The following is a 24,716-nucleotide window of genomic DNA, read 5'->3' as shown; positions in this document are numbered from 1 at the left end:
GCTAGATTCGGCCGCGATAGCCCATGACCGACACCAAGCGCGGCCCACTGCTGCTGATCCTGTTCGCCGCGCTGACGGCCGGGGCGGGCAACGGCATCACGATTGTTGCGTTCCCGTGGCTGGTGTTGCAGCGCAATGGATCCGCGCTCGACGCGTCGGTTGTCGCGATGGCCGGCACACTGCCGCTGTTGGTCGCCACCCTGATCGCCGGGGCCGCCGTCGACTATCTGGGTCGCCGACGCGTCTCGATGATCTCCGATCTGCTGTCGGCATTGTCGGTCGCCGCGGTTCCGATGCTGGCCCTGATATTCGGGGTCGACGCGGTCAATGTCGCGGTGCTCGCGGCCCTGGCGGCGCTCGGCGCCTTCTTCGATCCGGCCGGGATGACCGCGCGAGAGACCATGCTGCCCGAGGCCGCGGGCCGGGCCGGCTGGACCCTGGACCACGCGAACAGCGTGTACGAGGCGGTGTTCAACCTGGCCTACATCGTCGGTCCCGGGATCGGCGGCCTGTTGATCGCCACCCTCGGCGGGATCAACACCATGTGGGTGACTGCGGGGGCATTCTGCTGCTCGATCCTGGCCATCTCAGTGCTGCGACTGGAAGGCGCGGGTACCCCGGACCGCACGGCACTGCCCGAGGGTGCATGGGCGGGAATCGTCGAGGGGTTGCGATTCGTCTGGCACACACCGGTATTGCGCACACTGGCGATCGTCGACCTGGTGGCCACCGGGCTCTACATGCCGATGGAATCCGTTCTCTTTCCCAAATACTTCACCGACCGCGACGAGCCGACCCAACTGGGCTGGGTGTTGATGGCGCTGAGCATCGGCGGGCTGATGGGTGCGCTCGGCTATGCAGTGCTGTCGAAATACATGAGCCGACGGGCCACCATGCTGACGGCGGTGATCACGCTCGGCGTGGCGATGACGGTGATCGCGTTCCTGCCACCGCTTCCGCTGATCCTGGTGCTGTGCGCGATCGTCGGGTTCGTCTACGGGCCGATCGCGCCGATCTACAACTACGTCATGCAGACCACCGCGCCGCAGCATCTGCGCGGCCGGGTGGTCGGGGTGATGGGCTCGCTGGCCTATGCCGCGGGCCCGCTCGGACTGATCCTGGCCGGGCCCCTGGCCGACGCCGCCGGGCTGCACGCGACGTTCCTGGCCCTATCGCTGCCGATGCTGCTGCTCGGGCTCGTCGCGCTGTTCCTGCCGGCGCTTCGTGCGCTGGACCTAGCATCGAAGCCGTGAATGCCGCCGCACTGCCGATGCTGATCGGTGAACTCCCCGAAGGGGTCGTCGTCACCGACCCCGACATCCTGGCCTCCTACCGCCAGGACCGGGCCGCCGATCCGTCGGCAGGCACCCCGCTGGCCGTGGTCCGGCCCACCCGCACCGAGGAAGTTCAAACCGTGCTGCGCTGGGCCGGCGCCCACCGGGTGGCGGTGGTGCCGCGTGGCGCGGGCACCGGATTGTCCGGCGGTGCGACAGCGCTCGACGGCGGCATCGTGCTGTCCACCGAGAAGATGCGGGACATCACCGTCGACCAGGTCACCCGCACAGCCGTGGTGCAGCCAGGTCTGCTCAACGCCGAAGTGAAGAAAGCCGTCGCGGCACACGGACTCTGGTACCCGCCCGACCCGTCCTCGTATGAGATCTGCAGCATCGGCGGCAATGTCGCCACCAACGCGGGCGGCCTGTGCTGTGTCAAGTACGGCGTCACCACCGACTACATCCTGGGCCTGCAGGTGGTGCTCGCCGACGGCACAGCGGTGCGCCTGGGCGGGCCGAGGTTGAAAGACGTTGCTGGCCTGAGCCTGACCAAGCTGTTCGTCGGCAGCGAGGGCACGCTGGGTGTGGTCACCGAGGCGACGCTGCGACTGCTGCCGCCACAGCATTCACCGTGCACCGTGGTGGCCACGTTCGACTCGGTGGAGGCCGCCTCGAATTCCGTCGTGAACATCACCGGCAAGATCCGGCCGTCCATGCTGGAGTTCATGGATTCGGTGGCGATCAACGCCGTCGAGGACAAGCTCAAGATGGGCCTGGACCGCAACGCCGCGGCGATGATGGTGGCAGCGTCCGATGACCGCGGCGCCGCGGGTGCCGACGACGCCGCGTTCATGGCTGACGTGTTCACCGAATGCGGTGCCACCGAAGTGTTTTCCACCTCCGACCCCGACGAGGGCGAGGCCTTCGTCGCGGCCCGTCGTTTCGCCATCCCAGCCGTGGAGGCCAAGGGCTCATTGCTGTTGGAGGACGTCGGTGTGCCACTACCCGCGCTGGCCGAACTGGTCAGCGGGGTCGCTGCGATCGCGGCACATCGGGATCTGCTGATCTCGGTGATCGCCCATGCCGGGGACGGCAACACCCACCCGCTGATCGTGTTCGACCCGGCCGATGCCGACATGGCCGCACGTGCCCAGCTGGCTTTCGGCGAGATCATGGATCTTGCTGTGGGACTGGGCGGCACCATCACCGGCGAGCACGGTGTGGGCCGGCTCAAGCAGCCATGGCTGGCCGGCCAGATCGGACCGGACGCAATGGAACTCAATCACCGCATCAAGCGGGCGCTGGACCCGCAGAACATCCTCAATCCCGGCGCGGCGATCTAGGTCACGCCCAGCAGATACAGCAGTTCCGTTGAACGCCACCAGATCAGCGCGAGGAAGGCCAGCAGCACCGCCACCGAGACCCCGGCCTGGACGGCATTTCGACGCGCAGGCGGGGCATACACATAAGCCGCCGCGATTCCCGCGCCGGTGACCAGGCCGCCGACGTGGCCCTGCCAGCTGATCGCTCCGGTGCCCAGTGCGGGCCCGGCGAACGTGAACACCAGGTTGATGACGACCACCGCGGCGATCATGCGGACGTCGAGGTTGAGTTTGCGGGCCACCACGAAGATCGCCCCGAAGAGGCCGAAGATCGCGCCCGAGGCACCCGCCGTCGCGCTGTTCAACGGAGACAGCAGGTAGACCAGCACCGAGCCGCCGAGCCCGCTGAGCGCGTACAACGCCCCGAACCGCAGCCGGCCCAGCCATTGCTCCAGCGGCGGACCCACCACGTAGAGCGCCCACATGTTGAACAGCAGATGCATGGCGCCGTAATGCAGGAACATCGAGGTCACCAGGCGGTAGTACTGGTCGTGCGCGGCGACGCCCGGCGGCCACAGGGTGAGCTCCTTCTCCAGATTTCCCGCGGCCATCTGCAGGACGAACATCACGACGTTGACCGCGATCAATGCGTAGGTCAGGATCGGCGCCCCGGTACGGGCCACCCCGCCGAACTGGGTGCGCTGCGTCCGCACCGATTTGGCGCCCTCGCCGACGCAGTCCACGCACTGATGGCCCACGGCCGCCGAGCGCATGCACTCCGGGCAGACGGGACGCTGGCATCGCGCGCACCGCACATACGTGGGTCGGTCCGGATGCCGATAACACGTCGGCGTCTGAGCAGGTAGCTGCGGCGTGCCAGGGGTACTCATCACGCCCGAGCCTATCCGGCGGCCGCTATTGACACTGATGCCGTAGATGTCGTACCAATAAGACATGGCAGCGACTTTGTCTCATAGCCCCGCCCGGTTCCAGCCCGCCGACGCCGACACCTGGCCCAACCCTTGGCCCATGTATGCCGCGCTGCGCGACCACGATCCCGTGCACCACGTGGTGCCCGACGAGTCTCCGGAACACGACTACTACGTGCTGTCCCGGCACGCCGACATCTGGGCGGCCGCCCGTGACCACGGCACCTTCTCTTCGGCGCAGGGCCTGACGATCACCTACGGCGAGCTGGACATGATCGGGCTCGCCGACAACCCGCCGTTCGTCATGCAGGACCCACCGGTGCACACCGAGTTCCGCAAGCTGGTCTCGCGCGGGTTCACCCCACGCCAGGTGGAAGCAGTGGAGCCGAAGGTGCGGGAGTTCGTCATAGAGCGCCTCGAGGGGTTGCGCTCGAATGGCGGCGGGGACATCGCCGCCGAGTTGTTCAAGCCGCTGCCCTCGATGGTCGTCGCGCACTACCTCGGCGTACCCGAGTCCGACCGGGATCAGTTCGACGGCTGGACCGACGCGATCGTCGCGGCCAACAGCTCGGCCGGCGGCATCACCGCGGCGATGGGCACCGCCGGCGCCGCGGTGGCTTCGATGATGGGCTACTTCTCCGAGCTCATCGAACGGCGCCGACGCGAGCCCGGCGACGACACCATCTCGCACCTGGTGGCGGCCGGCGTTGGGGCTGACGGCGACATCGCGGGCGTGCTGTCGATCCTGGCCTTCACGTTCACCATGGTCACCGGCGGCAACGACACCACCACCGGAATGCTCGGCGGCACAGTGCAACTCCTACAGCAGCGGCCGGACCAGCGCCGGCTCCTGATCGACGAACCCGAGCTGATCCCGGGCGCGATCGACGAGTTCCTGCGGCTGACCTCCCCGGTGCAGGGCCTGGCCCGCACCGTCACCCGCGACGTCACCATCGGCGACACCACCATCCCGGCCGGGCGCAAGGCGCTGTTGCTGTACGGCTCGGGCAACCGCGATGAGCGCGAATTTGGCGACAACGCAGCCGAACTCGATGTGCGACGCGCACCGCGCAATATCCTGACCTTCAGCCACGGCGCACACTTCTGCCTCGGCGCGGCCGCCGCCCGGATGCAGTCCCGGGTCGCACTGACCGAATTACTCTCGCGCTACCCGGATTTCGAGGTCGATCTGGATTCGGTGGTATGGGCCGGCGGCAGCTACGTGCGGAGGCCGTTGAGCGTGCCGTTCCGAGCAGGGACCTGATGTCCCGCGACTGGTTGTCGGCGCGGCGGTCCGAAGTGGCCGCCGACCACATCCTCGACGCCGCCGGCTCCCTGTTCACCCTCAAGGACGCGGCGACCGTCGGCATGCACGAGATCGCGGCGGCCGCAGGCTGTTCCCGTGCCACGCTGTACCGCTATTTCGAGAATCGCGATGCGCTCTACACCGCTTACGTACACCGCGAGGCACGGTGGTTGTACGAAGAGGTCAGCGAACAGGTGGCCGCGGTCACCGATCCGGCGCAACGCCTGATCGAGGGCGTGGTCACCGCGCTGAAAGCGGTACGCGACAGCCCAGCACTGTCCTCTTGGTTCGCCACCGCGCAGCGGCCCATCGGTGGCGAGATGGCCGAACACTCCGAGGTGATCCGCGCGCTGGTGGAGGGCTTTGTGCGTTCGCTCGCCGGTGGAGCCGGCGGCAACGACCAGGTGGGCCGGCGGGCCCGGTGGCTGGTGCGGGTCATGGTGTCGCTGCTGGTGTTCCCCGGCGGCGACGAGGCAGACGAGCGCACCATGCTGGCTGAGTTCGTCGCTCCGCTGGTCATCCCGGCACAAGCACCTGCCGAGTAGCCGATTGCCGGGCGGCACGCGCCGGCCTGCCCCATACTTTCGACTATGGCCAACCATCCGACGCCGCTGCCGCCGATCCCGGCCGTCACCAGCATCGCGGAGACGGTGACCGCCATCGACACCATCACGGACTGGGCCGTGGAAAACTCAAGCCGATTGGGCTATTTCGCTGCCTTGTACAAGCGGATCACCATCGCGGTCGGTACCGCCGTCGAGGAAGGGGCATTCGAGGACGGGCCTCGGATGGACCGGCTCGACGCGGCGTTCGCGTCCCGGTACTTCGATGCGCTGAACGGCTACTTCCACCCCGACCGGTATCCGAAACCCACCCGGTCGTGGCGGGCCACTTTCGAGTGGGCCGCCAAACCCGCGCCAATCCTGGTGCAGCACATGCTCGCCGGGGTCACCGCCCACATCGTGCTGGACCTCGGAATCGCGGTGCAGGGTCTGGTCGGGGCCAACAAACTGCCCTCGCTCCACAAGGATTTCGACACCATCAACGCGGTGCTGGCCAGCCAGATCGCCGGGGTGGTCAACGACATCAACGAACTGTCACCGGCGCTGGCCGATATCTATGCCGTGCTCCAACAGCATCAGATCTTCGTCCTCAACGAAGCGATCCGGTCCCTGCGTGACAGCGCATGGCGGTTCGCCACCGTACTGGCGCTGGAACCAGGATTCGCGCGGCCGACCACGATCTGGGCGCGAGACCTACAGGTGAGCCGGCAGGCGCAGGCGGTGTTCGACCCACCCAGCCTGGTCGGCGCCTTCGATCTGGCCATCAAGGAGATCGCCGCGCGAGAGAGCCGCGATGTGGCCCACAACGTCGCGGTACTCGACGAGATCGCCGCGACACCCGCCCCGATCCAGACTGCGCTCTAGAACCGGCCGTCAGGCCGCCCAGTAGGCCTGCGCCTTGATGGATTTGCGCGGGATCCCGTACTCCTCCCGGAATACCCGCGCCACCGCCCGAGTGGTGCGGTTGTCGCAGGCGACCCAGCCGAAGTGGTCGGAGGCGTCGAACGCCGATGCGCTGACGGCTTCGAGCAGACCATCCTGGGCGCGGTCCACCCAGGTGATCTCGGCGTCACCGGTGACCGGGAGTTCACGGTCGTCGTCGTGCCCGGCTTCCAGGAAGACGCGGGCCGGAGCGTCGCCGATCGCGTCCAGCAGAGAATTGATGGCAGGCAGCGAGGCGGTGTCGCCGACGATGACGTACCCCGCCGGCGCCGGCTCGGGCAACGCGAAGTCGCTGCCGAGGACCGTCACCTCCAGGACGTCGCCGGGCTGGGCCGCCGCGGCCCAGCCAGTGGCGATGCCGTCGTGCATGGCGAAATCGATGTCGACGGTTCCGGCCTGCGGATCGGGATTGACCAGCGTGTAGCCCCGCTGATGAGCCTTGCCGCCATTGGGAAACCAGCCCCGCACCCACATCGTCGGGTGGACGTGCTGTTCGGCGAGCAGCCGCTGGGCGCGGAAATGCAGTCTCAGGTAGTTCGGCGTGAACTCGGTAGCGCCGGTCACCGTCAGCTCGTAATCTCCGCCCCGCCAAAGCTTGACCAGGGCTCCTTCCAACCCGCGCGACGCCTTCTGCTCGCCCATGTGCACCTCCCGAAGTTCCCGTTGGTTAGGTAAGCATACCCTAACTACAAGATCAGGAGCGGACGCGCGTGAACCGGTGCAGCAACCAGGCCGCCGGAATGGTGAACACCATCGTGAGCACGAACAGGTTGAACATCGACCCGGTGTAGACCGGATCCCGCATCACCTCGACCATGACCAGTTCCATGATCATCAGGTGGATCAGGAAGATCTCGTACGAGATCTCACCGAGAAAGACCATCGGCCGCGAACCCAGAAACCGGTTGTACCAACCGCGGTCGCCGAGCGCGGGCGGCGCCACCAGCAAGGCCGCGATCACCGCGTAGAAAAACGTCTTGACCAACGCCTCGCTCAACTTGGCGGGCGACGTCGTCGGCTCCCCCGCGAGCGGCGTCGACGCGATGAAATAACACACCACCGCCAACGGCACACACACCATGGCGTAGCCGCGCACTTTCAGCTGCCCCAGCACCGTCAGTGCCATCCCCGCCACGAACCAGGCCATGTACGTGGGCAGCCACAGCCGCGCTCCGTCAGGCAGGCCGGTGGAAACGTGCACGATCGTCAGCCATATCGGCGACACCGCGGCCAGCACCGCCAGGCCGAAGAACAGCAGCCCCGGCCGCCAGCGCCGCCGGCACAACACCACCAGCAGCAGATAAGCCACCAGCGGCAATGCAACGTAGAACGCCGCCTCCACCGCCAGGCTCCACATCTGGGTCAGCCCCTGATGCAGATAGGCGAACAGATAGTTGTCCGTGTAGATCTGGGACAGCGTCAGATTGCGGAACAGGCCCATCCAGGTGTGGCCAGGGTTCGGGCCCGCGGTGCGAAAGTGGTACAGCAGGTAGGCGATCAGCACCGTCACCACATAAGCCGGCATGATCCGCCGGACCCGGTGCCATGCGTAACGGCGGACGGACGGCGGTGTGGCGGCGGTGGCCGCGGCTGGATCTGATTCGCGGCTCGCCGCGGCGACCCAGGGCCGGAACAACAGAAAACCGCTGAGCACGAAGAAGATCGGCACACCTATCTCGGCCCGCGAATACACCAGCCCGAGATAGCCCTGCCCGTACTTGCCGGTCGTGTAGGCCGCGTGGGTCAGCACCACCAGAATGGCGGCCACCGCGCGGATCCCGGTCAGTGACGCGACCCGCGAGGACCCCGGACCCCCGGAGGCCACCGCGTCTACCGACTCGAGGCCACCCTGATCCGACGGCTCCTTCACGCTTCCGGAGACCGTCACTTGGTCTTCCGGTGCGGCTTCCCCGAGCGGTCGCGGTGATCAGGACGGCCCTTGTACTCACGCCGCGGCCCACGGTCGGCGCGTTCGACGTGCTCCGGCTCCAGATTGATCAGCATGCCCGAGATGCGAGTGTTCTCCAGCGCTTTGAGCGTCTTGCTGGGCAACTTCTCGGGCAGCTCGACCAGCGAGTAGTCGCCGCGGATGGTGATGTGACCGAACTCGTTGCGGTGCAGACCGCCCTCGTTGGCAATAGCGCCCACGATGTGGCCCGGCCCGACCTTGTGCCGCTTGCCCACCGAGATCCGGTACGTCGCCAGGCCTTCGGGTCGCGGACGCTCCTTGCGCGGGGGCCGATCATCCCGGTCGCGATCCCGCTCTTTGCGCTTCTCCGGCGGCGGCTCGGTCATCAGGAACTGTTCGCCGTTGCGCGATTGCAACGCGAGCGCCGCGGCGATATCGACCATCGGCACGTCGTTCTCGCGCTCGAAGTCCTCGATGATCCGGCGAAACAACTCCAGCCCGTCGGCGTTGAGCGAGTCGGTGATCGAGTCACGGAACTTGGCCACCCGCTGCGCGTTGACATCGTCGACGCTGGGCAGCTCGGCCTCGATGACCTTCGACCGGGTGTGCTTCTCGATCGACTTGAGCAGGTGGCGCTCACGCGGGGTGACGAAAAGCAGTGCATGTCCGGAACGGCCGGCCCGGCCGGTGCGGCCGATGCGGTGCACATAGGACTCGGTGTCGTGCGGGATGTCGTAGTTGACGACATGCGAGATCCGTTCGACGTCCAGGCCGCGGGCAGCGACATCGGTGGCGACCAGGATGTCGATCGTGCCGTCCTTGAGCGCGGCGATCGTGCGCTCGCGCTGGGCCTGGTTGATATCGCCGTTGATGGCCGCAGCCGCGAAACCGCGGGCCTTGAGCCGCTCGGCGACCTCCTCGGTGGCCTGCTTGGTGCGGACGAACACGATCATCGCGTCGCCCTCTTCGACCTCGAGCACCCGCGTCAGCGCGTCCAGCTTGCGCGCACCGGCCACCTGGATGAACCGCTGCGTGATGTTCTCGGCGGTGGCGGTCTTGGCCTTGACCGTGACCTCGACCGGATTGTGCAGGTATTTGGTGGTGATCTTCCGGATGGCCGGCGGCATGGTGGCCGAGAACAGCGCCACCTGCTTGTACTCCGGAGTGTCGGCGAGGATCCGCTCGACCTCTTCGGCGAAGCCCATGGTGAGCATCTCGTCGGCCTCGTCGAGCACCAGGTAGTCCAGGTTCGACAGATCCAGGGTGCCGCGCTCGAGGTGGTCGATCACGCGGCCCGGGGTACCCACCACCACCTGCGCACCGCGCCGCAACCCGGACAGCTGCACGGTGTAGGACGCGCCGCCGTAGATGGGCAGCACGTTGACCGCGGGCAGATGCGCGCCGTACCGGCCGAATGCCTCCGCTACCTGCAATGCCAACTCACGAGTCGGGGCCAGTACCAGTGCCTGGGTGGCCTTGCTCGACGTGTCGATCTTGGACAGGATCGGGATGGCGAAAGCCGCGGTCTTGCCGGTACCGGTCTGAGCCAGGCCGACCACGTCGGAGCCGGCCAGCATCGCCGGAATGGTCGCGGCCTGGATCGCCGAAGGCGACTCGTAGCCGACATCAGTGACTGCCTTCAACACCGCAGGGTCAATCTGCAGGTCGGCAAACGTTGGGGCGGTATCCCCCGAATCCGGTTCTGGCGAGCTCATCGGTTCAGAAGTCTAGTGCCAATCGACGGGAATCCCGGCCGCGCGCCTGCACAAACCCGCCGCGGGGTCGCGGTAGGTTGCCCAACTGTGAAACGGGTCGCAGTGTTCGCGATGGCTCCCGGGGTCGTCTTGACGGCCGTGCTCACGCTCGCAGGGTGCGGATCGGGCGATTCCACGGTCTCGAAAACCCCCGAGGCCAGCGTCAATCCAGCGCCGGTCCAGGCATCGAAACCTGCCGCGAAGGCCGCCCCCACGACGGCACCACCGGCGGCCGACCCGTGCGCGGTGAACCTGGCCGCCCCCGAGATCGCCAAGGCCGTCTCCGAATTGCCCCGCGACCCCCGCAGCAATCAGGCCTGGAGCCCCGAACCGCTGGCGGGCAACTACAACGAGTGCGCGCAGCTGTCGGCGGTGATCGTCCGGGCCAACACCAACTCCGAACACCCCAACACCCGCGCCGTGTTGTTCCACCTCGGCAAGTTCATCCCCACGGGCGTGCCCGACACCTACGGCTTCAACGGCATCGACAAGACGGGCAGCACCGGTGACACCGTGGCCCTGCAGTACTCCGGCGGACTCCACGGGCTGGCCAGCACGGTGAAGTTCCGCTGGAACGGCGGCGGCGTGGAGTTGATGGGCAACGTGGGCTAGCGCCTTCTTGGCGAGAAGTGTCGGGGCGCTGACCTACAGTGGCACCGTGTTCGTCACCGACGAAGGCGCGTCGGGGCCGACGGTCATCTACAGCGCGTCGGACCTGGCTGCGGCCGCCCGCTGTGAATATGCCCTGCTGCGCTCGTTCGACGCGCGGCTGGGTCGAGGCCCCGCGGTGTCATCTGATGACGAATTGCTTGCCCGCACAGCAGAACTCGGCGACGAGCACGAGCAGCGCCACCTCGAACAGCTACGAGCTGACGCATCACCGTCTGGGGTGACGGTAATCGGCCGGCCCGCCTACACGGTGGCCGGGCTGACATCGGCGGCCGCGGCCACCCTCGACGCGGCACAACGTCGGGATCCGGTGATCTACCAGGCGGCGATGTTCGACGGCCGCTTCGCCGGATTCGCCGACTTCCTGATCTGGGACGGCGCCCGGTACCGGCTGCGGGATACCAAACTGTCCCGGTCGGTGAAGGTCGAGGCGCTGCTGCAGCTCGCCGCCTACGCTGACGTGCTGGCCCGCGCCGGAGTCCCGGTAGCCGACGAGGTCGATCTGGTCCTCGGCGACGGCGCGGTGTCCAGCTACCGCGTCGACGAGCTCCTGGCGGTGTACCGGCCGCGGCGCGGCGCGCTGCAGGCACTGCTCGACGGGCATCTCGCCGCCGGTAGCGCCGTGTCCTGGTCCGACGAAAGTGTGCGGGCGTGTTTCGGCTGCCCGGAATGCGAGCAGCAGATTCGCACCACCGATGACCTCTTCCTGGTCGCCGGAATGCGGGCGAACCAGCGCGCCCGGCTCATCGATGCCGGCATCACCACCACCCATCAGCTGGCCGGCCATACCGGCGCGGTACCCGGGCTGGCCCAGCGCATGGTGACGACACTGACCGGTCAGGCCCGGTTGCAGGTGGCGCCGCGGGTGGAAGCCAAGCCGCCGTATGAAGTCGTCGATCAACAACCGCTGATGCTGCTGCCGGATCCGGACAAGGGAGACCTGTTCTTCGACTACGAGGGCGACCCTTTGTGGACCGTCAACGGGCACGAGTGGGGTCTGGAATATCTGTGGGGTGTCCTCGGGGCGGAGGGCAATTTTCAGCCGTTCTGGGCCCATGACCGGGCCAGTGAACGTCAGGTGCTCATCGATTTCCTGGATCTGGTCCGCAAGCGCCGCAAGCGTTTTCCCAAGATGCACATCTACCACTACGCGCCGTATGAGCGCAGCACCCTGCTGCGGCTCGCCGGCCGCTACGGGGTCGGCGAGAACGATGTGGACGACCTGCTGCGCAACGGCATCCTCGTCGACCTTCTTCCGTTGGTACGCAAGAGCATTCGGGTCGGCACCGAGAACTACAGCATCAAGTCGCTGGAGCCGTTGTACATGGGGACCGAACTGCGCGACGGTGAAGTCACCAAGGCCACCGATTCGATCACCGAGTATGCGCGCTACTGCACGCTGCGCGAGGCCGGTGAGCACGACGAGGCGGCCACCGTGCTCAAGGAGATCGAGGAGTACAACCGCTACGACTGCCATTCCACGCACCGGCTGCGGGACTGGCTGATCACCCGGGCGTTCGAAGCCGGCGTCCCGCCGCGCGGCCCCCAACCGGTACGCGACGGCGCACCGATCGAGAAGGCCGACGCCACCGATCGCAAGCTGCTCAAGTTCGCCGGCGACGGAGTCCAACCACGAACAGCTGAGCAGCAGGCGGTGGCGCTCGTCGCCGCGGCCCGCGGTTTCCACAAGCGTGAGGACAAGCCGTTCTGGTGGGGCCATTTCGACCGGCTCAACAATCCGGTCGACGAATGGGCCGACAGCACAGGTGTTTTCGTTGCGGAACAGGCGCAGGTCGTCACCGACTGGCACACCCCGCCGCGTGCCCGCAAACCGCAACGGCAGGTCCTGCTGACCGGCGCCATCGACGCCGGCGAACTGAGCACCGAGGTGTACGCGCTGTACACCCCGCCGGCACCGGCCGGCCTGTCCGACGACCCGGACCGGCGCGGCTTCGGCAGCGCGACCGTCGTCGGCTGCGACAACCCGGAGGCACCCACCGAGGTGCTGATCACCGAACGCCAACCCAAGGACGGCGACACCTTCGCCCAGGTGCCGTTCGCACTGACCCCCGGGCCACCAGTCAACACCCGCCCCCTGCAGGCATCCATCGACAGCACCGCCACCACCGTCGCCGCGGGTCTGCCGAACCTGCCCGCCGACGCGGTGACCGACATCCTGCTGCGTCGCCCGCCACGCACCGTCAGCGGCCGGACGCTGCCCCGCACCGGTGAGACCGCAGCCGATATTACGGCGGCCCTGCTGGATCTGGATTGCTCCTACATCGCGGTGCACGGACCGCCCGGCACCGGCAAGACCCATACCTCGGCGCAGATCATCGCCCGGCTGGTCAACGAAAACCGTTGGCGCATCGGCATCGTCGCGCAGTCCCATGCGGTGATCGAGCATCTGCTGGAGCAGGTGCTCGACGCCGGAGTGGACGCGGTCCAGGTCGCCAAGAAGCGCAAGGTCGCCGACCCGCGGTGGACCGCGATAGGCGAAAACCACTATCCCGCGTTCATCGCCGACCATCCCGGCTGCGTGATCGGTGGTACCGCATGGGATTTCGCAAATGAGACGCGAGTGCCGCGGCAGTGCCTCGATCTACTGGTGCTCGAGGAAGCCGGCCAGTTCAATCTCGCCAACACCATCGCTGTGGCGCCGGCCGCGCGCAATCTGCTGCTACTGGGCGACCCGCAACAGCTCCCCCAGGTCTGTCAGGGCACCCATCCGGCACCGGTCGACGATTCCGCGCTGGGCTGGCTGGTCGAGGGAGCACACACACTGCCGGCCGAACGCGGTTACTTCCTGGATCATTCGTTCCGGATGCATCCGGCGGTATGCGGGCCGGTGTCGCGACTGTCCTATGACGGCCGGCTGCGCTCGCACGAAAAGGTCAGCGCGGCACGCAAACTCGACGATGTCGCACCCGGCGTGCGCGTGCTCGAAGTGCCGCATCTGGGCAACTCGACCGACAGTCCGGAAGAGGCCGGGGCGATCGTCACGGCCATCACCGGCCTGCTGGGCACCACCTGGACCGACGAGTACGGCAGCACACCGCTGGGGCAGGACCACATCCTGGTGGTCACCCCCTACAACGCGCAGGTGACGACGGTGCGTCGGGCACTCGACGCAGCGGGTCTGACCGACGTGCAGGCAGGCACCGTGGACAAGTTCCAGGGCAGGCAGGCGCCCGTGGTGTTCGTGTCGATGACGGCGTCCTCGGCCGCCGACGTGCCCCGCGGAATCGGATTCCTGTTGAACCGCAACCGCCTCAACGTGGCGATCAGCCGGGCCAAGTACGTCGCCTATATCGTGCGCTCACCGCAGCTCACCGACTATCTGCCCGGACAGCCGGACAGCCTGATCGCACTCGGCGCGTTCCTCGCCCTGACCGATTACGACGGTCTGAGCCTGTGATACACCCGACCCGTGACTGAAACGCTTACCGAAACGCTTGCCGGAATCGTCGGTTCCGGCTATGTCACCACCGATCCCGACGTGCTGGACGGCCGCTGTGTCGACCACACGGGGCGTTACCGCGGACAGGCTGCGGCTCTGGTCCGACCCGGCACGGCCGACGAAGTGGCCGCGGTGCTGCGCGCCTGCCGCGACGCGGGAGCGTGTGTCACGGTGCAGGGCGGCCGCACCTCGCTGGTGGCCGGGACGGTGCCGGAGAACGACGACGTCCTCCTGTCGACCGAGCGGCTCACCGAGATCGACGCAGTCGACACCGTCGAGCGGCGGGTCAGCGTCGGCGCCGGGACACCGCTGGCCGCAGTGCAGCGAGCCGCCGCGGCGGCCGGACTCGTGTTCGGCGTCGACCTGGCCGCACGCGAATCGGCGACGGTGGGGGGCATGGCCTCCACCAATGCCGGCGGCCTGCGCACCGTCCGTTACGGCAACATGGGCGAGCAGGTGATGGGGCTGGACATCGCGCTGCCCGACGGGTCGGTGATCCACCGGCACAGCCACGTGCGCCGCGACAACACCGGCTACGACCTGGCCGCACTGTTCGTCGGCGCCGAAGGCACCCTCGGGGTGATCACCGCCCTGGACCTGCGACTGCACCCCACCCCCACCCACCGCGTCACCGCGATCTGCGGATTCGCCGACCTGGACACACTGGTCGACGCCGGGCGCATCTTCCGCGACCTCGACGGCATCGCCGCCCTGGAACTGATCGACGCCCGGGCCAGTGCGCTGACCGCCGAGCGCCTGGGCGTGGCCGCCCCGGTCGAGGGCGCCTGGCAGTTGCTGATCGAATTGGCCGCAGACAGCGACCAGACCGAACGCCTGGCCGACGCGCTGGAAGGCGCCGCCATCTGCGGCGAACCCGCTGTCGGCGTCGACACGGTTGCCCAGCAGCGCCTGTGGCAGGTGCGCGAATCAGTGGCCGAGGTGCTCGGATTGTTCGGCCCGCCACTGAAATTCGACGTCTCCCTACCGTTGTCGGCGATCCGCGGCTTCGCCGATGCAGCCACCGAATTGATCGCCGGCCATGCACCCGACGCCATTCCGGTGCTGTTCGGCCACATCGGTGAGGGCAACCTGCACCTGAACGTGCTGCGCTGCTCCACCGACGCCGAGCCGGGACTGTACGCCGCGATGATGACGCTGATCGCCGAGCACGGGGGCAACGTCAGCTCCGAACACGGCGTGGGTTCACGCAAGCGCGATTACGTGGCGATGTCTCGCACCGACGCCGACATCGCGGCCATGCGCACCGTCAAAGCCGCATTCGATCCGGGCGGCTACCTCAATCGCGCTGTGCTGTTCACTCGTCCCGCTCGGCCATGAACTCGGCGTAGATGTTCTCCCACATCTCGGGGTCCTCAGCCAGCGGCAGCAACCGGAACGAATCGGTCACCGCATCGTCGCCGTCACCGTCGACGCGGTCATGGCTCACGGTGAACTCGACATAGTCGTCGTCATCGTCGTCGCGGGGGTCGAGATAGGGCTCCGGGCTCGGCGCGACCGTGGGCTCGGCGCCGAACCCGAGCAGGAACAACGCCGCCACCACACCGAACAGCGCAACGAACGCAGGCAGCAGCATGGACTGCGACATCGCCGCGGCGAACGGCTCGTGCAGGAACTCCGGCAACTCGGCCACTGCACCCTCACCACGAGGCGCAGCACTTGCCGCACCCGGCAGTTCCGCGCCGATCCGCTGCGTCATGTACGCCGCGATCCCGGCGCTGCCGAGCACCGACCCGACCTGGCGCGTCGCGTTGTACACACCGGATCCGGCGCCGGCCAGGTCCTGCGGCAGGTTGCGCGTCGCGGTGGCCGCCAACGGAGACCAGATGAACGCCATGCCGATGCCCATGACCAACTGCGGCAGCAGCAGCCGCCAGATCGGCGTCGTCGGCGTCATCTCGAACGCCAGCCAGGTCAGCCCGATCGCGATCGCCGAGAAACCGAACCCGATCACCGGTGTCGGATGTGCCCGGTCGACGATGCGGCCCACGACCGGCGCCAACACGCCGCTGGCGATCGCGGTCGGAGCGGTCAACAACGCCGAACGGATCGGCGACAGCCCGCACACGGTCTGCGCGTAGAACATCAACGGCAGGATCATCGCCGTCACCGCGAACCCGACCGTCGCGACGCCGACATTCGCCAGGCTGAAGTCGCGATCCTGGAAGATCCGTAACGGGATCAACGGCTCGCTCGTGTTGACCGCCTGCCAGCACACGAACGCCACCATCACCGCGATACCGACCGCTCCGGTGGCCCACACCCACGGTGCCCAGTCCCGCGACTGGCCCTCCTGCAGCGCGAACACGATCAGGAACATGCCGACGCCGGACAGCACCACGCCGAGGACGTCGAACCGGTGGAGTTGGGTGGGCAGCACCGGCACCAGCCAGACCGCGAGGGCGAGGCCGAGGATCCCGATCGGCACGTTGACGAAGAAGATCCACTGCCAGCCCAGCCCACCGACCAGGACGCCGCCGGCCAGCGGTCCGACCAGGGTGGCCACCCCGGCGGTCGCACCCCACACGCTCATCGCCACGCCGCGCCGCTCCGGCGGGAAGATGCGGGTGATCGTCGACAGAGTCTGCGGGGTCAGCAGGGCCGCCCCGATGCCCTGCACCACGCGGGCCGCGATCAGCATCCCGAGGCTGCCGGCCAGACCGCACCACGGCGAGGCGGCCGTGAACACCGCCAGGCCGGCCAGATAGAGGTTCTTGGGCCCGTACACATCGCCCAGCCGTCCCGCGACGAGCAGCGGCACTGCATAGGCGAGCAGGTACGCGCTGGTGACCCAGATGACGCCGTCGTAGTCGGCGCCGAGCTGCTCCATGATCGTCGGGTTGGCGACCGCGACGATCGTCGCGTCGACCAGGATCATGAAGAAGCCGACCATCATGGCCCACAGCGCGTTCCACGGATTCTCCGGACGCGCGGGCACACTGCCCTGCGGGCTCGGGGTGCGGGCGTTCAGCGCTGGAGACATGTCGAATGTGGTGGGTTGGGCCTGGGTCCGACCTTTGTTGGGTTGTTGGTGGGCGCAGCCGACGCTACCCGGGAGCGGGTCAGGCCGGTTCGACAACCGCCCCTGGAGCTACGTCGAGTGAGTCGCCTGAGTATTCGCCGAGGTCGTCGTCGCCGTTACGCAGACCGACCACCAGCAGCGCCACCAAGGCGATCGCCATTCCCGCCGTCATCACCCACGACAGCGCCAACGCACCATTGCCCAGCGCCCCGATCGCGGGTGCCACCGCGGCACCGAGGCCGAACTGCGCCGCGCCCAGCAGCGCGGCGGCCGTCCCGGCAGCGTCGGGATGCCGCGACAGCGCCACCGCCGGGGCATTGGGGAGCACCAGACCCATCCCGGCCAGGATCGCCAGCACGGGAACGACGAACGCGGCCAGCCCGCCCACGTGCGCGACGGTCAGCACGACGAACACCACCCCGGCAAGGGTCGACCAGCCCAGTGCCGCCACCGTGATGGCCTGTGGCGAGAACCGGCGTAGCAGTACGACGTTGAACTGGGTGGAGCCGATCAGCGCGACCGCGCCCGCCGCGAACACCAGCGCGAATGCCTGCTGGTCCAGGCCGTAGTCGCCCTGCAGGACGAACGGCGCCGCCGAGATGTAGGCAAACAGTCCGGACATGCCCAGAGCGGCGACCAGAACGAGAATGACGAATCGCGCGTCACGCAGAAGCTCGGCGTAGGTGCCGACGATTCCACGCACCGCCAGTGGGCGGCGGTGCGAAACCGGCAACGTCTCGGGTAGGGCGAGCGCCGCCATCGCCAACAGACCTCCGGCCACCACCACCAGTGCGACGAAGACCCAGTGCCAGGACCCGTGCAACAACACGGCCGCCCCCAGCGACGGGGCCAACACCGGGGCGACCCCGAGCACCAGCATCAACCGCGACATCACCGTGGCCGCCACCGTGCCGCTGAACAGATCACCGACCACGGCGATGGCCACCACCGAGGCCGCCGCCGCACCCATGCCCTGCAGACCGCGAGCCACCCCGAGCGTCACGATGTCGGGCGCCAGCACACACAGCACCGAGGCCACCATGTGCAGCACGATGCCCGCCATCAACGGGCGCCGGCGTCCCAGCGAATCCGACAACGGGCCGACGATCAGCTGCCCCAGGGCCAGACCGGCCAGAGTTCCGGTGAGTGTCAACTGCGACACCGAGGAGGAGACCGAGAGCTCCTCGGCGATCCGCGGCAACGCCGGCAGGTACATGTCGATGGTGAGCGGGCCCAGCGCCACCAGGGCGCCAAGGACGAGAATCATCCGGATCCGGCCCGGCATCCGACTGTGCGCAGCTACCGATGTCGTCTGGTCCACGTCGGGCGATGATGCCATGAAGCTGAACAGCCCCGCATCTCGGTTTTTTGTTCCCGTGACAGCCGTCACCCTCGGGCACCGGCAGCCTGTCGTCGTTCGTTCTCCCTGCGTCAGGCCACGGGTTAGCCTGGCAACCAACGATGGGTTCACAACTGGGAGGCCCCGAAGTGTTTGCGCGGTCGAAGTCGCAACTACCGGCGAAGGTCGAGGAGACCGAAGACCCGAGTGCGGCGGCCAAGGTGCTGTCCCAACTGATCGAACGCAGCTCGCGCGTTCAGGCCCCCGCCGTCAAGGCCTACGTGGACCGGTTGCGCAGCCACCAACCCGATGCCACCCCGGCCGAGATCGTCACCCGACTGGAGAAGCACTATCTGGCTGCGGTGATGGCCAGCGGCGCCGCCGTCGGTTCGGCCGCCGCGTTCCCGGGCATCGGAACCCTGGCCGCACTGTCGGCCGTGGCCGGCGAGACGGTGGTGTTCCTGGAGGCCACATCGGTGTTCGTGCTCGCGGTCGCCGAGGTGCACGGCATCCCCGCCGAGCACCGCGAACGGCGCCGTGCGCTGGTGCTTTCGGTCCTCGTCGGCGAGGACAGCAAGCACGCCATCGCCGACTTGCTGGGCAGCGGGCGGACCAGCGGTGCGTGGCTGTCCGACGGCGCAGCAACGCTGCCGTTGCCCGCGGTCTCGCAGCTCAACTCCCGGCTGGTCAAGTACTTCGTCAAGCGGTATACGCTCAAGCGCGGTGCGATGGCTTTCGGCAAGATGCTGCCGGTGGGCATCGGCGCTGTCATCGGCGGGGTCGGCAACCGGCTGATGGGTAAGAAGATCGTTGCCAACGCCCGCCAGGCGTTCGGCGCGCCCCCGCCGCGGTGGCCCGCAACGTTGCATGTGCTGCCGTCCGCTAACCCCTAGGCCCATGGTGACCTCAGGTGGCGCTGAAAGGCGATAGCCTTTATGCGGCGGTCCAGCGGGGTCGACCGCCTACAGAAGAACACAAGCGGCAAGCCTCCTTGTGACGGCGAGCCGGACACAAGAATCGAGGCGAGTGTCTGCCGTGAGCAGTTCACCTTCACCATTCGGGCAGAACGAGTGGTTGGTCGAGGAGATGTATCGCAAGTTCCGCGAGGATCCCTCTTCGGTGGATCCGAGTTGGCACGAATTTCTGGTCGACTACTCCCCTGAGCCCACCACCGACAACACCGTCGCCAACGGTCAGGCGACCGCACCGGCAGCGCCTGCCGCCGCACCGCCAGCAACTCCCGCCCCGCCTGCGGCGCCCACACCGCCTGCGGCGCCCGCACCGGCGGCTGCGCCCGCCAAGGCTGCACCGGCCGCACCGGCCGCACCGGCCAAGCCGGCGAAATCGGGCCCCACACCTGCCGAAGGCGACGAGTCGCAGGTACTGCGCGGCGCCGCGGCGGCCGTCGTCAAGAACATGAACGCCTCGCTGGACGTGCCCACCGCGACGAGCGTGCGGGCCATCCCGGCCAAGCTGATGATCGACAACCGCGTCGTCATCAACAACCACCTCAAGCGCACCCGCGGCGGCAAGGTGAGCTTCACCCACCTGCTCGGCTACGCGATCGTGCAGGCGGTCAAGAAGTTCCCGAACATGAACCGGTACTTCGCCGAGGTCAACGGCAAGCCCGCCGCAGTCACACCGGGCCACACCAACCTGGGTCTGGCCATCGACCTACCCGGAAAAGACGGCAACCGCTCACTGGTCGTGGCTGCGATCAAACGTTGCGAAACAATGCATTTCGGCCAGTTCATCGCGGCCTACGAGGACATCGTGCGCCGCGCCCGCGACGGCAAGCTGACCGCCGAGGACTTCTCCGGCGTGACCATCTCGCTGACCAACCCGGGCACGATCGGCACCGTGCACTCGGTGCCGCGGCTCATGCAGGGCCAAGGCGCGATCATCGGCGCCGGCGCCATGGAGTACCCGGCCGAGTTCCAGGGCGCCAGTGAGGAACGCATCGCCGACCTGGGCATCGGCAAGCTGATCACCCTGACCTCGACCTATGACCACCGCATCATCCAGGGCGCGGAGTCGGGTGACTTCCTGCGCACCATCCACCAGTTGCTGCTGGACGACGAGTTCTTCGACGAGATCTTCCGCGAACTCGGCATCCCGTATGAGCCGGTGCGCTGGCGCGTCGACAACCCGGACTCCATCGAGCACAAGAACGCCCGCGTCATCGAGCTGATCGCGGCCTACCGCAACCGTGGCCACCTGATGGCCGACATCGACCCGCTGCGGCTGGACAACACCCGCTTCCGCAGCCACCCCGACCTCGACGTCAACACCCACGGGCTGACCCTGTGGGACCTGGACCGCGAGTTCAAGGTCGACGGGTTCGCCGGCAAGCAGTACAAGAAGTTGCGCGACGTGCTGTCGGTGCTGCGCGATGCCTACTGCCGCCACGTCGGTGTCGAGTACACCCACATCCTCGAACCCGAGCAGCAGCGCTGGATCCAGGAACGCGTCGAGGTCAAGCACGACAAACCGACCGTCGCGGAGCAGAAGTACATCCTGAGCAAGCTCAACGCCGCCGAGGCGTTCGAGACGTTCCTGCAGACCAAATACGTCGGGCAGAAGCGCTTCTCGCTGGAAGGCGCGGAGACCGTCATCCCGATGATGGACGCCGTGATCGACCAGTGCGCCGAGCACGCGCTCGACGAGGTCGTCATCGGCATGCCGCACCGCGGCCGGCTCAACGTGCTGGCCAACATCGTCGGCAAGCCGTACAGCCAGATCTTCACCGAGTTCGAGGGCAACCTCAACCCGAGCCAAGCCCACGGCTCCGGCGACGTGAAGTACCACCTCGGCGCATCCGGCAACTACATCCAGATGTTCGGCGAGAACGACATCCAGGTGTCACTGACCGCCAACCCCTCGCACCTGGAAGCCGTCGACCCGGTGCTCGAAGGCCTCGTCCGGGCCAAGCAGGATCTGCTGGACCCCGGCCGCGATGCCGACGGCTCCGGCGAGTACCCGGTAGTCCCGCTGATGCTGCACGGCGATGCTGCGTTCGCCGGACAGGGCGTCGTCGCCGAAACCCTGAACCTGGCGCTGCTCAACGGTTACCGGACCGGCGGCACGATCCACATCGTGGTCAACAACCAGATCGGGTTCACCACGGCGCCAACGGATTCACGCTCCAGCGAGTACTGCACCGACGTCGCCAAGATGATCGGCGCACCGATCTTCCACGTCAACGGCGACGACCCGGAGGCCTGTGCCTGGGTGGCACGGTTGGCAGTGGACTTCCGACAGGCGTTCAAGAAGGACGTCATCATCGACATGCTGTGCTACCGCCGCCGCGGACACAACGAGGGCGACGATCCGTCGATGACCCAGCCGTACATGTACGACGTCATCGACACCAAGCGCGGCTCCCGCAAGGCCTACACCGAATCTCTGATCGGCCGCGGCGACATCTCGATGAAAGAGGCCGAGGACGCCCTGCGCGACTACCAGGGTCAGCTGGAGCGGGTGTTCAACGAGGTCCGCGAGTTGGAGAAGCACGCCGCCGAGCCCAGCGAATCGGTCGAGGCCGACCAGCAGATCCCGCAGCGCCTCGCGACCGCGGTGGACAAGTCGCTGCTCGCCCGCATCGGCGACGCGCATCTGGCCCTGCCGGACGGATTCACCGTGCATCCGCGCGTCAAGCCGGTGCTGGAGAAGCGCCGCGAGATGGCCTACGAGGGCAAGGTCGACTGGGCATTCGCCGAGTTGCTCGCGCTCGGTTCGCTGATCTCGGAGGGCAAACTGGTCCGACTGTCCGGCCAGGACACCCAGCGCGGCACCTTCACCCAACGGCATTCCGTGATCGTCGACCGCAAGACCGGCGAAGAGTTCACCCCGCTGCAGCTACTGGCCACCAACACCGACGGCACCCCTACCGGCGGCAAGTTCCTGGTCTACAACTCGGCGCTGTCCGAATACGCCGCAGTGGGCTTCGAGTACGGCTACTCGGTGGGCAATCCCGACGCAATGGTGTTGTGGGAGGCGCAGTTCGGCGACTTCGTCAACGGCGCACAGTCGATCATCGACGAGTTCATCTCCTCCGGCGAGGCCAAGTGGGGCCAGCTTTCCGACGTCGTGCTGCTGCTGCCGCACGGTCACGAAGGACAGGGTCCCGACCACACCTCGGGCCGCATCGAGCGCTTCCTGCAGTTGTGGGCCGAAGGGTCGATGACCATTGCGGTGCCGTCGACCCCGGCCAACTACTTCCACCTGTTGCGCCGGCACGGCATGGACGGCATCCAGCGTCCGCTGATCGTCTTCACCCCGAAGTCGATGCTGCGCAACAAGGCCGCGGTCAGCGATATCCGCGACTTCACCGAGAACAAGTTCCGTTCGGTACTGGAGGAGCCCGCCTACACCGACGGTGAAGGCGACCGCGAGAAGGTCCGTCGCATCGTGCTCTGCAGCGGCAAGATCTACTACGATCTTGCCGCCCGCAAGGCCAAGGACAACCGCGAAGATGTGGCGATCGTGCGGCTCGAGCAGCTCGCCCCGCTTCCGCGGCGCCGGCTGGCCGAGACGCTGGACCGCTACCCGAACGCCACTGAGAAGTTCTGGGTGCAGGAGGAGCCGGCCAACCAAGGCGCCTGGCCGTCACTCGGCCTGACGCTGCCCGAGGTACTGCCGGATTACTTCACCCCGATCAAGCGGATCTCGCGCCGTGCGATGTCGGCTCCGTCCTCGGGGTCGTCGAAGGTGCATGCCGTCGAACAGCAGGAGATCATCGACGAGGCGTTCGGTTAGACGCCAGATCAACGAAATGGTCGCTGCCGCACGCTGGTAGCGACCATTTCGCTTATTTCGACGCGGGTTTCGATCAGGGTGCGCGCAACGGTGGGCTCAGCGTCGGGCGGTGACTAGACAACTAGGGTGACTCTGACGCCCGTCGCCGTACCCACCCAGACCAGCCCGACGACGCCCGCCACCCGCAGCACGGTGCGCACCGCGGTCCTGGCCAGCGTGCTCGGGACGACGATCGAGTGGTACGACTTCTTCCTGTACGCCACTGCTGCGAGTCTGGTGTTCAACCACACCTTCTTCCCGGACCAGAGCTCATTCGTCGGCACGATGCTGGCGTTCGCCACGTTCGCAGTCGGGTTCGTCGTCCGGCCCATCGGCGGCTTCGTGTTCGGCCACATCGGCGACCGGATCGGTCGCAAACGCACGCTGGCCCTGACCATGCTGTTGATGGGCGCGGCCACCGCCCTGATGGGTGTGCTGCCCACCGCGGCACAGATCGGCGTGCTCGCCCCGATCCTGTTGCTGGTGCTGCGCGTGGTGCAGGGATTCGCCCTCGGCGGCGAGTGGGCGGGCGCGGTGCTGCTGGCCGTCGAACACAGCCCCCGGCATCGTCGCGGGCTGTTCGGCAGCATCCCGCAGGTCGGGCTGGCGCTGGGCCTGGCCCTGGGCACCGGGGTGTTCGTGCTGCTGCAGCTGGGGCTGTCGGCCGAGGAGTTCCAGACCTACGGGTGGCGGATCGCGTTCCTGTTCAGTGTCGTGCTGGTGATCTTCGGAGTCGTGGTGCGGTTCCGGGTGGCCGAGACGCCGGCGTTCGAGGAATTGCGCCGCGAGGACAAGCGGTCATCGGTGCCGATCCGGGAGATCTTCCGGCCCCCGGCGCTGCGCTCGACCGTGCTGGGCCTGCTGTCGCGGTGGGGCGAGGGCGCCGCGTTCAACACCTGGGGTGTGTTCACCATCGCGTACGCCACCACCACGCTGCATCTGGGCAAGGTGCCGGTGCTGATCGTGGTGACCGCGGCGGCGCTGCTGATGGCGGTGCTGCTGCCGGTGTCGGGCCTACTTGCCGACCGGTTCAGCCCGAAGGCGGTCTATGCGTCGGGTATCGCCGCCTACGCCGTCGTCGTCTTCCCCGCGTTCGCTTTGTTCAACACCGGCAGCATCACGGCCTATGCGGTGGGAATGTTGTTGGCGTTCGGCGTCATTCACGCCTGGTTCTACGGCGCGCAGGGCACGCTCTACGCCTCGTTGTTCCCGACGCGCACCCGCTACACCGGGTTGTCCACGGTGTATCAGCTCTCCGGCGTCTACGCCTCCGGTCTCACCCCACTGATCCTCACGGCCCTGATCGCCGCGGGCGGCGGGGCTCCCTGGCTGGCGTGCGGCTATCTGGTGGCCACCGCGGTGATCAGTGTCATCGCCACCCTGTTGCTGCGGCCCGAGCACTGATCAGCAGG

At 67.5% G+C, this 24,716-nt stretch carries 17 protein-coding genes; 11 read left to right on the top strand and 6 right to left on the bottom strand.

Annotated elements, in window-relative coordinates:
• The first annotated feature begins 23 nt into the window (after positions 1 to 23).
• Positions 24 to 1,253 carry a multidrug efflux MFS transporter Tap gene (tap, locus tag ACZY08_RS20620; RefSeq protein WP_463746457.1) on the top strand — a complete coding sequence of 410 codons (1,230 nt, stop codon included), beginning with the start codon at positions 24 to 26 and terminating at the stop codon, positions 1,251 to 1,253.
• A gap of 17 nt (positions 1,254 to 1,270) precedes the next feature.
• Positions 1,271 to 2,617 carry an FAD-binding oxidoreductase gene (locus ACZY08_RS20615; RefSeq protein WP_463746588.1) on the top strand — a complete coding sequence of 449 codons (1,347 nt, stop codon included), beginning with the start codon at positions 1,271 to 1,273 and terminating at the stop codon, positions 2,615 to 2,617.
• Here ACZY08_RS20615 and ACZY08_RS20610 read toward each other — a convergent pair.
• Positions 2,614 to 3,486: a rhomboid family intramembrane serine protease gene (locus tag ACZY08_RS20610; protein WP_463746456.1), complete on the bottom strand. Its 873-nt coding sequence runs from the start codon at positions 3,484 to 3,486 to the stop codon at positions 2,614 to 2,616. The genes ACZY08_RS20615 and ACZY08_RS20610 overlap by 4 nt on opposite strands.
• 64 nt (positions 3,487 to 3,550) lie before the next feature.
• On the opposite strand from ACZY08_RS20610, the gene ACZY08_RS20605 reads away from it, so the two are divergent.
• From ACZY08_RS20605 to ACZY08_RS20595, 3 genes are read left to right on the top strand one after another with little or no spacing between them, the layout of a single operon-like run.
• Positions 3,551 to 4,789, top strand: coding sequence for a cytochrome P450 (locus tag ACZY08_RS20605; protein ID WP_463746455.1), 1,239 nt, complete (start codon positions 3,551 to 3,553; stop codon positions 4,787 to 4,789).
• Entirely contained in the window at positions 4,789 to 5,376 is a 588-nt protein-coding gene (locus ACZY08_RS20600) for a TetR/AcrR family transcriptional regulator (RefSeq protein ID WP_463746454.1), read from the top strand. The genes ACZY08_RS20605 and ACZY08_RS20600 overlap by 1 nt, the downstream gene beginning before the upstream one ends.
• 45 nt (positions 5,377 to 5,421) lie before the next feature.
• A complete protein-coding gene (locus ACZY08_RS20595; protein ID WP_463746453.1) occupies positions 5,422 to 6,258 on the top strand; it encodes a DUF5995 family protein in 837 nt (278 codons plus the stop codon).
• 9 nt (positions 6,259 to 6,267) lie between these two features.
• Here the strand turns inward: ACZY08_RS20595 and ACZY08_RS20590 are convergent, their stop codons facing one another.
• Genes ACZY08_RS20590 through ACZY08_RS20580 form a run of 3 tightly spaced genes read right to left on the bottom strand, consistent with a single transcriptional unit; the run spans position 6,268 to position 9,960 of the window.
• Entirely contained in the window at positions 6,268 to 6,978 is a 711-nt protein-coding gene (locus ACZY08_RS20590; RefSeq protein WP_463746452.1) for a siderophore-interacting protein, read from the bottom strand.
• Positions 6,979 to 7,030: 52 nt separating this feature from the next.
• On the bottom strand, positions 7,031 to 8,224 hold the full coding sequence (locus ACZY08_RS20585; protein ID WP_463746451.1) for an acyltransferase family protein: 1,194 nt from the start codon (positions 8,222 to 8,224) through the stop codon (positions 7,031 to 7,033).
• Positions 8,221 to 9,960: a DEAD/DEAH box helicase gene (locus tag ACZY08_RS20580; protein ID WP_463746450.1), complete on the bottom strand. Its 1,740-nt coding sequence runs from the start codon at positions 9,958 to 9,960 to the stop codon at positions 8,221 to 8,223. Before ACZY08_RS20580 ends, ACZY08_RS20585 begins: the two co-directional genes overlap by 4 nt.
• A gap of 111 nt (positions 9,961 to 10,071) precedes the next feature.
• Here ACZY08_RS20580 and ACZY08_RS20575 point away from each other — a divergent pair, with 111 nt between their 5' ends.
• From ACZY08_RS20575 to ACZY08_RS20565, 3 genes are read left to right on the top strand one after another with little or no spacing between them, the layout of a single operon-like run.
• Complete coding sequence (locus ACZY08_RS20575; protein WP_463746587.1) at positions 10,072 to 10,611, top strand: LppP/LprE family lipoprotein; 540 nt, start codon at positions 10,072 to 10,074, stop codon at positions 10,609 to 10,611.
• Positions 10,612 to 10,657: 46 nt separating this feature from the next.
• On the top strand, positions 10,658 to 14,086 hold the full coding sequence (locus ACZY08_RS20570; RefSeq protein WP_463746449.1) for a TM0106 family RecB-like putative nuclease: 3,429 nt from the start codon (positions 10,658 to 10,660) through the stop codon (positions 14,084 to 14,086).
• Positions 14,087 to 14,098: 12 nt separating this feature from the next.
• Positions 14,099 to 15,466 carry an FAD-binding oxidoreductase gene (locus tag ACZY08_RS20565; protein ID WP_463746448.1) on the top strand — a complete coding sequence of 456 codons (1,368 nt, stop codon included), beginning with the start codon at positions 14,099 to 14,101 and terminating at the stop codon, positions 15,464 to 15,466.
• Here the strand turns inward: ACZY08_RS20565 and ACZY08_RS20560 are convergent.
• Positions 15,444 to 17,129 (bottom strand): DHA2 family efflux MFS transporter permease subunit, encoded by a 1,686-nt coding sequence (locus ACZY08_RS20560; RefSeq protein WP_463746447.1) that lies wholly within the window; start codon positions 17,127 to 17,129, stop codon positions 15,444 to 15,446. The two genes, ACZY08_RS20565 and ACZY08_RS20560, sit on opposite strands and share 23 nt — an antisense overlap.
• Positions 17,130 to 17,208: 79 nt before the next feature.
• Entirely contained in the window at positions 17,209 to 18,507 is a 1,299-nt protein-coding gene (locus tag ACZY08_RS20555) for a multidrug effflux MFS transporter (RefSeq protein ID WP_463746446.1), read from the bottom strand.
• 149 nt (positions 18,508 to 18,656) lie between these two features.
• Between ACZY08_RS20555 and ACZY08_RS20550 the strand changes: the two genes are divergently transcribed.
• The 3 genes from ACZY08_RS20550 (at position 18,657) to ACZY08_RS20540 (ending at position 24,708) form a co-directional block, all read left to right on the top strand.
• Positions 18,657 to 19,400, top strand: coding sequence for a hypothetical protein (locus ACZY08_RS20550; protein ID WP_463746586.1), 744 nt, complete (start codon positions 18,657 to 18,659; stop codon positions 19,398 to 19,400).
• A gap of 193 nt (positions 19,401 to 19,593) precedes the next feature.
• A complete protein-coding gene (locus ACZY08_RS20545) occupies positions 19,594 to 23,265 on the top strand; it encodes a multifunctional oxoglutarate decarboxylase/oxoglutarate dehydrogenase thiamine pyrophosphate-binding subunit/dihydrolipoyllysine-residue succinyltransferase subunit (protein ID WP_463746585.1) in 3,672 nt (1,223 codons plus the stop codon).
• A gap of 132 nt (positions 23,266 to 23,397) precedes the next feature.
• Positions 23,398 to 24,708, top strand: a complete 1,311-nt coding sequence (locus tag ACZY08_RS20540; RefSeq protein WP_463746584.1) for an MFS transporter — start codon at positions 23,398 to 23,400, stop codon at positions 24,706 to 24,708.
• Positions 24,709 to 24,716: the final 8 nt, after the last annotated feature.

The organism is Mycobacterium sp. IDUB_9 (assembly GCF_055419505.1).
This window is presented reverse-complemented; position numbering and strand designations above follow the sequence as displayed.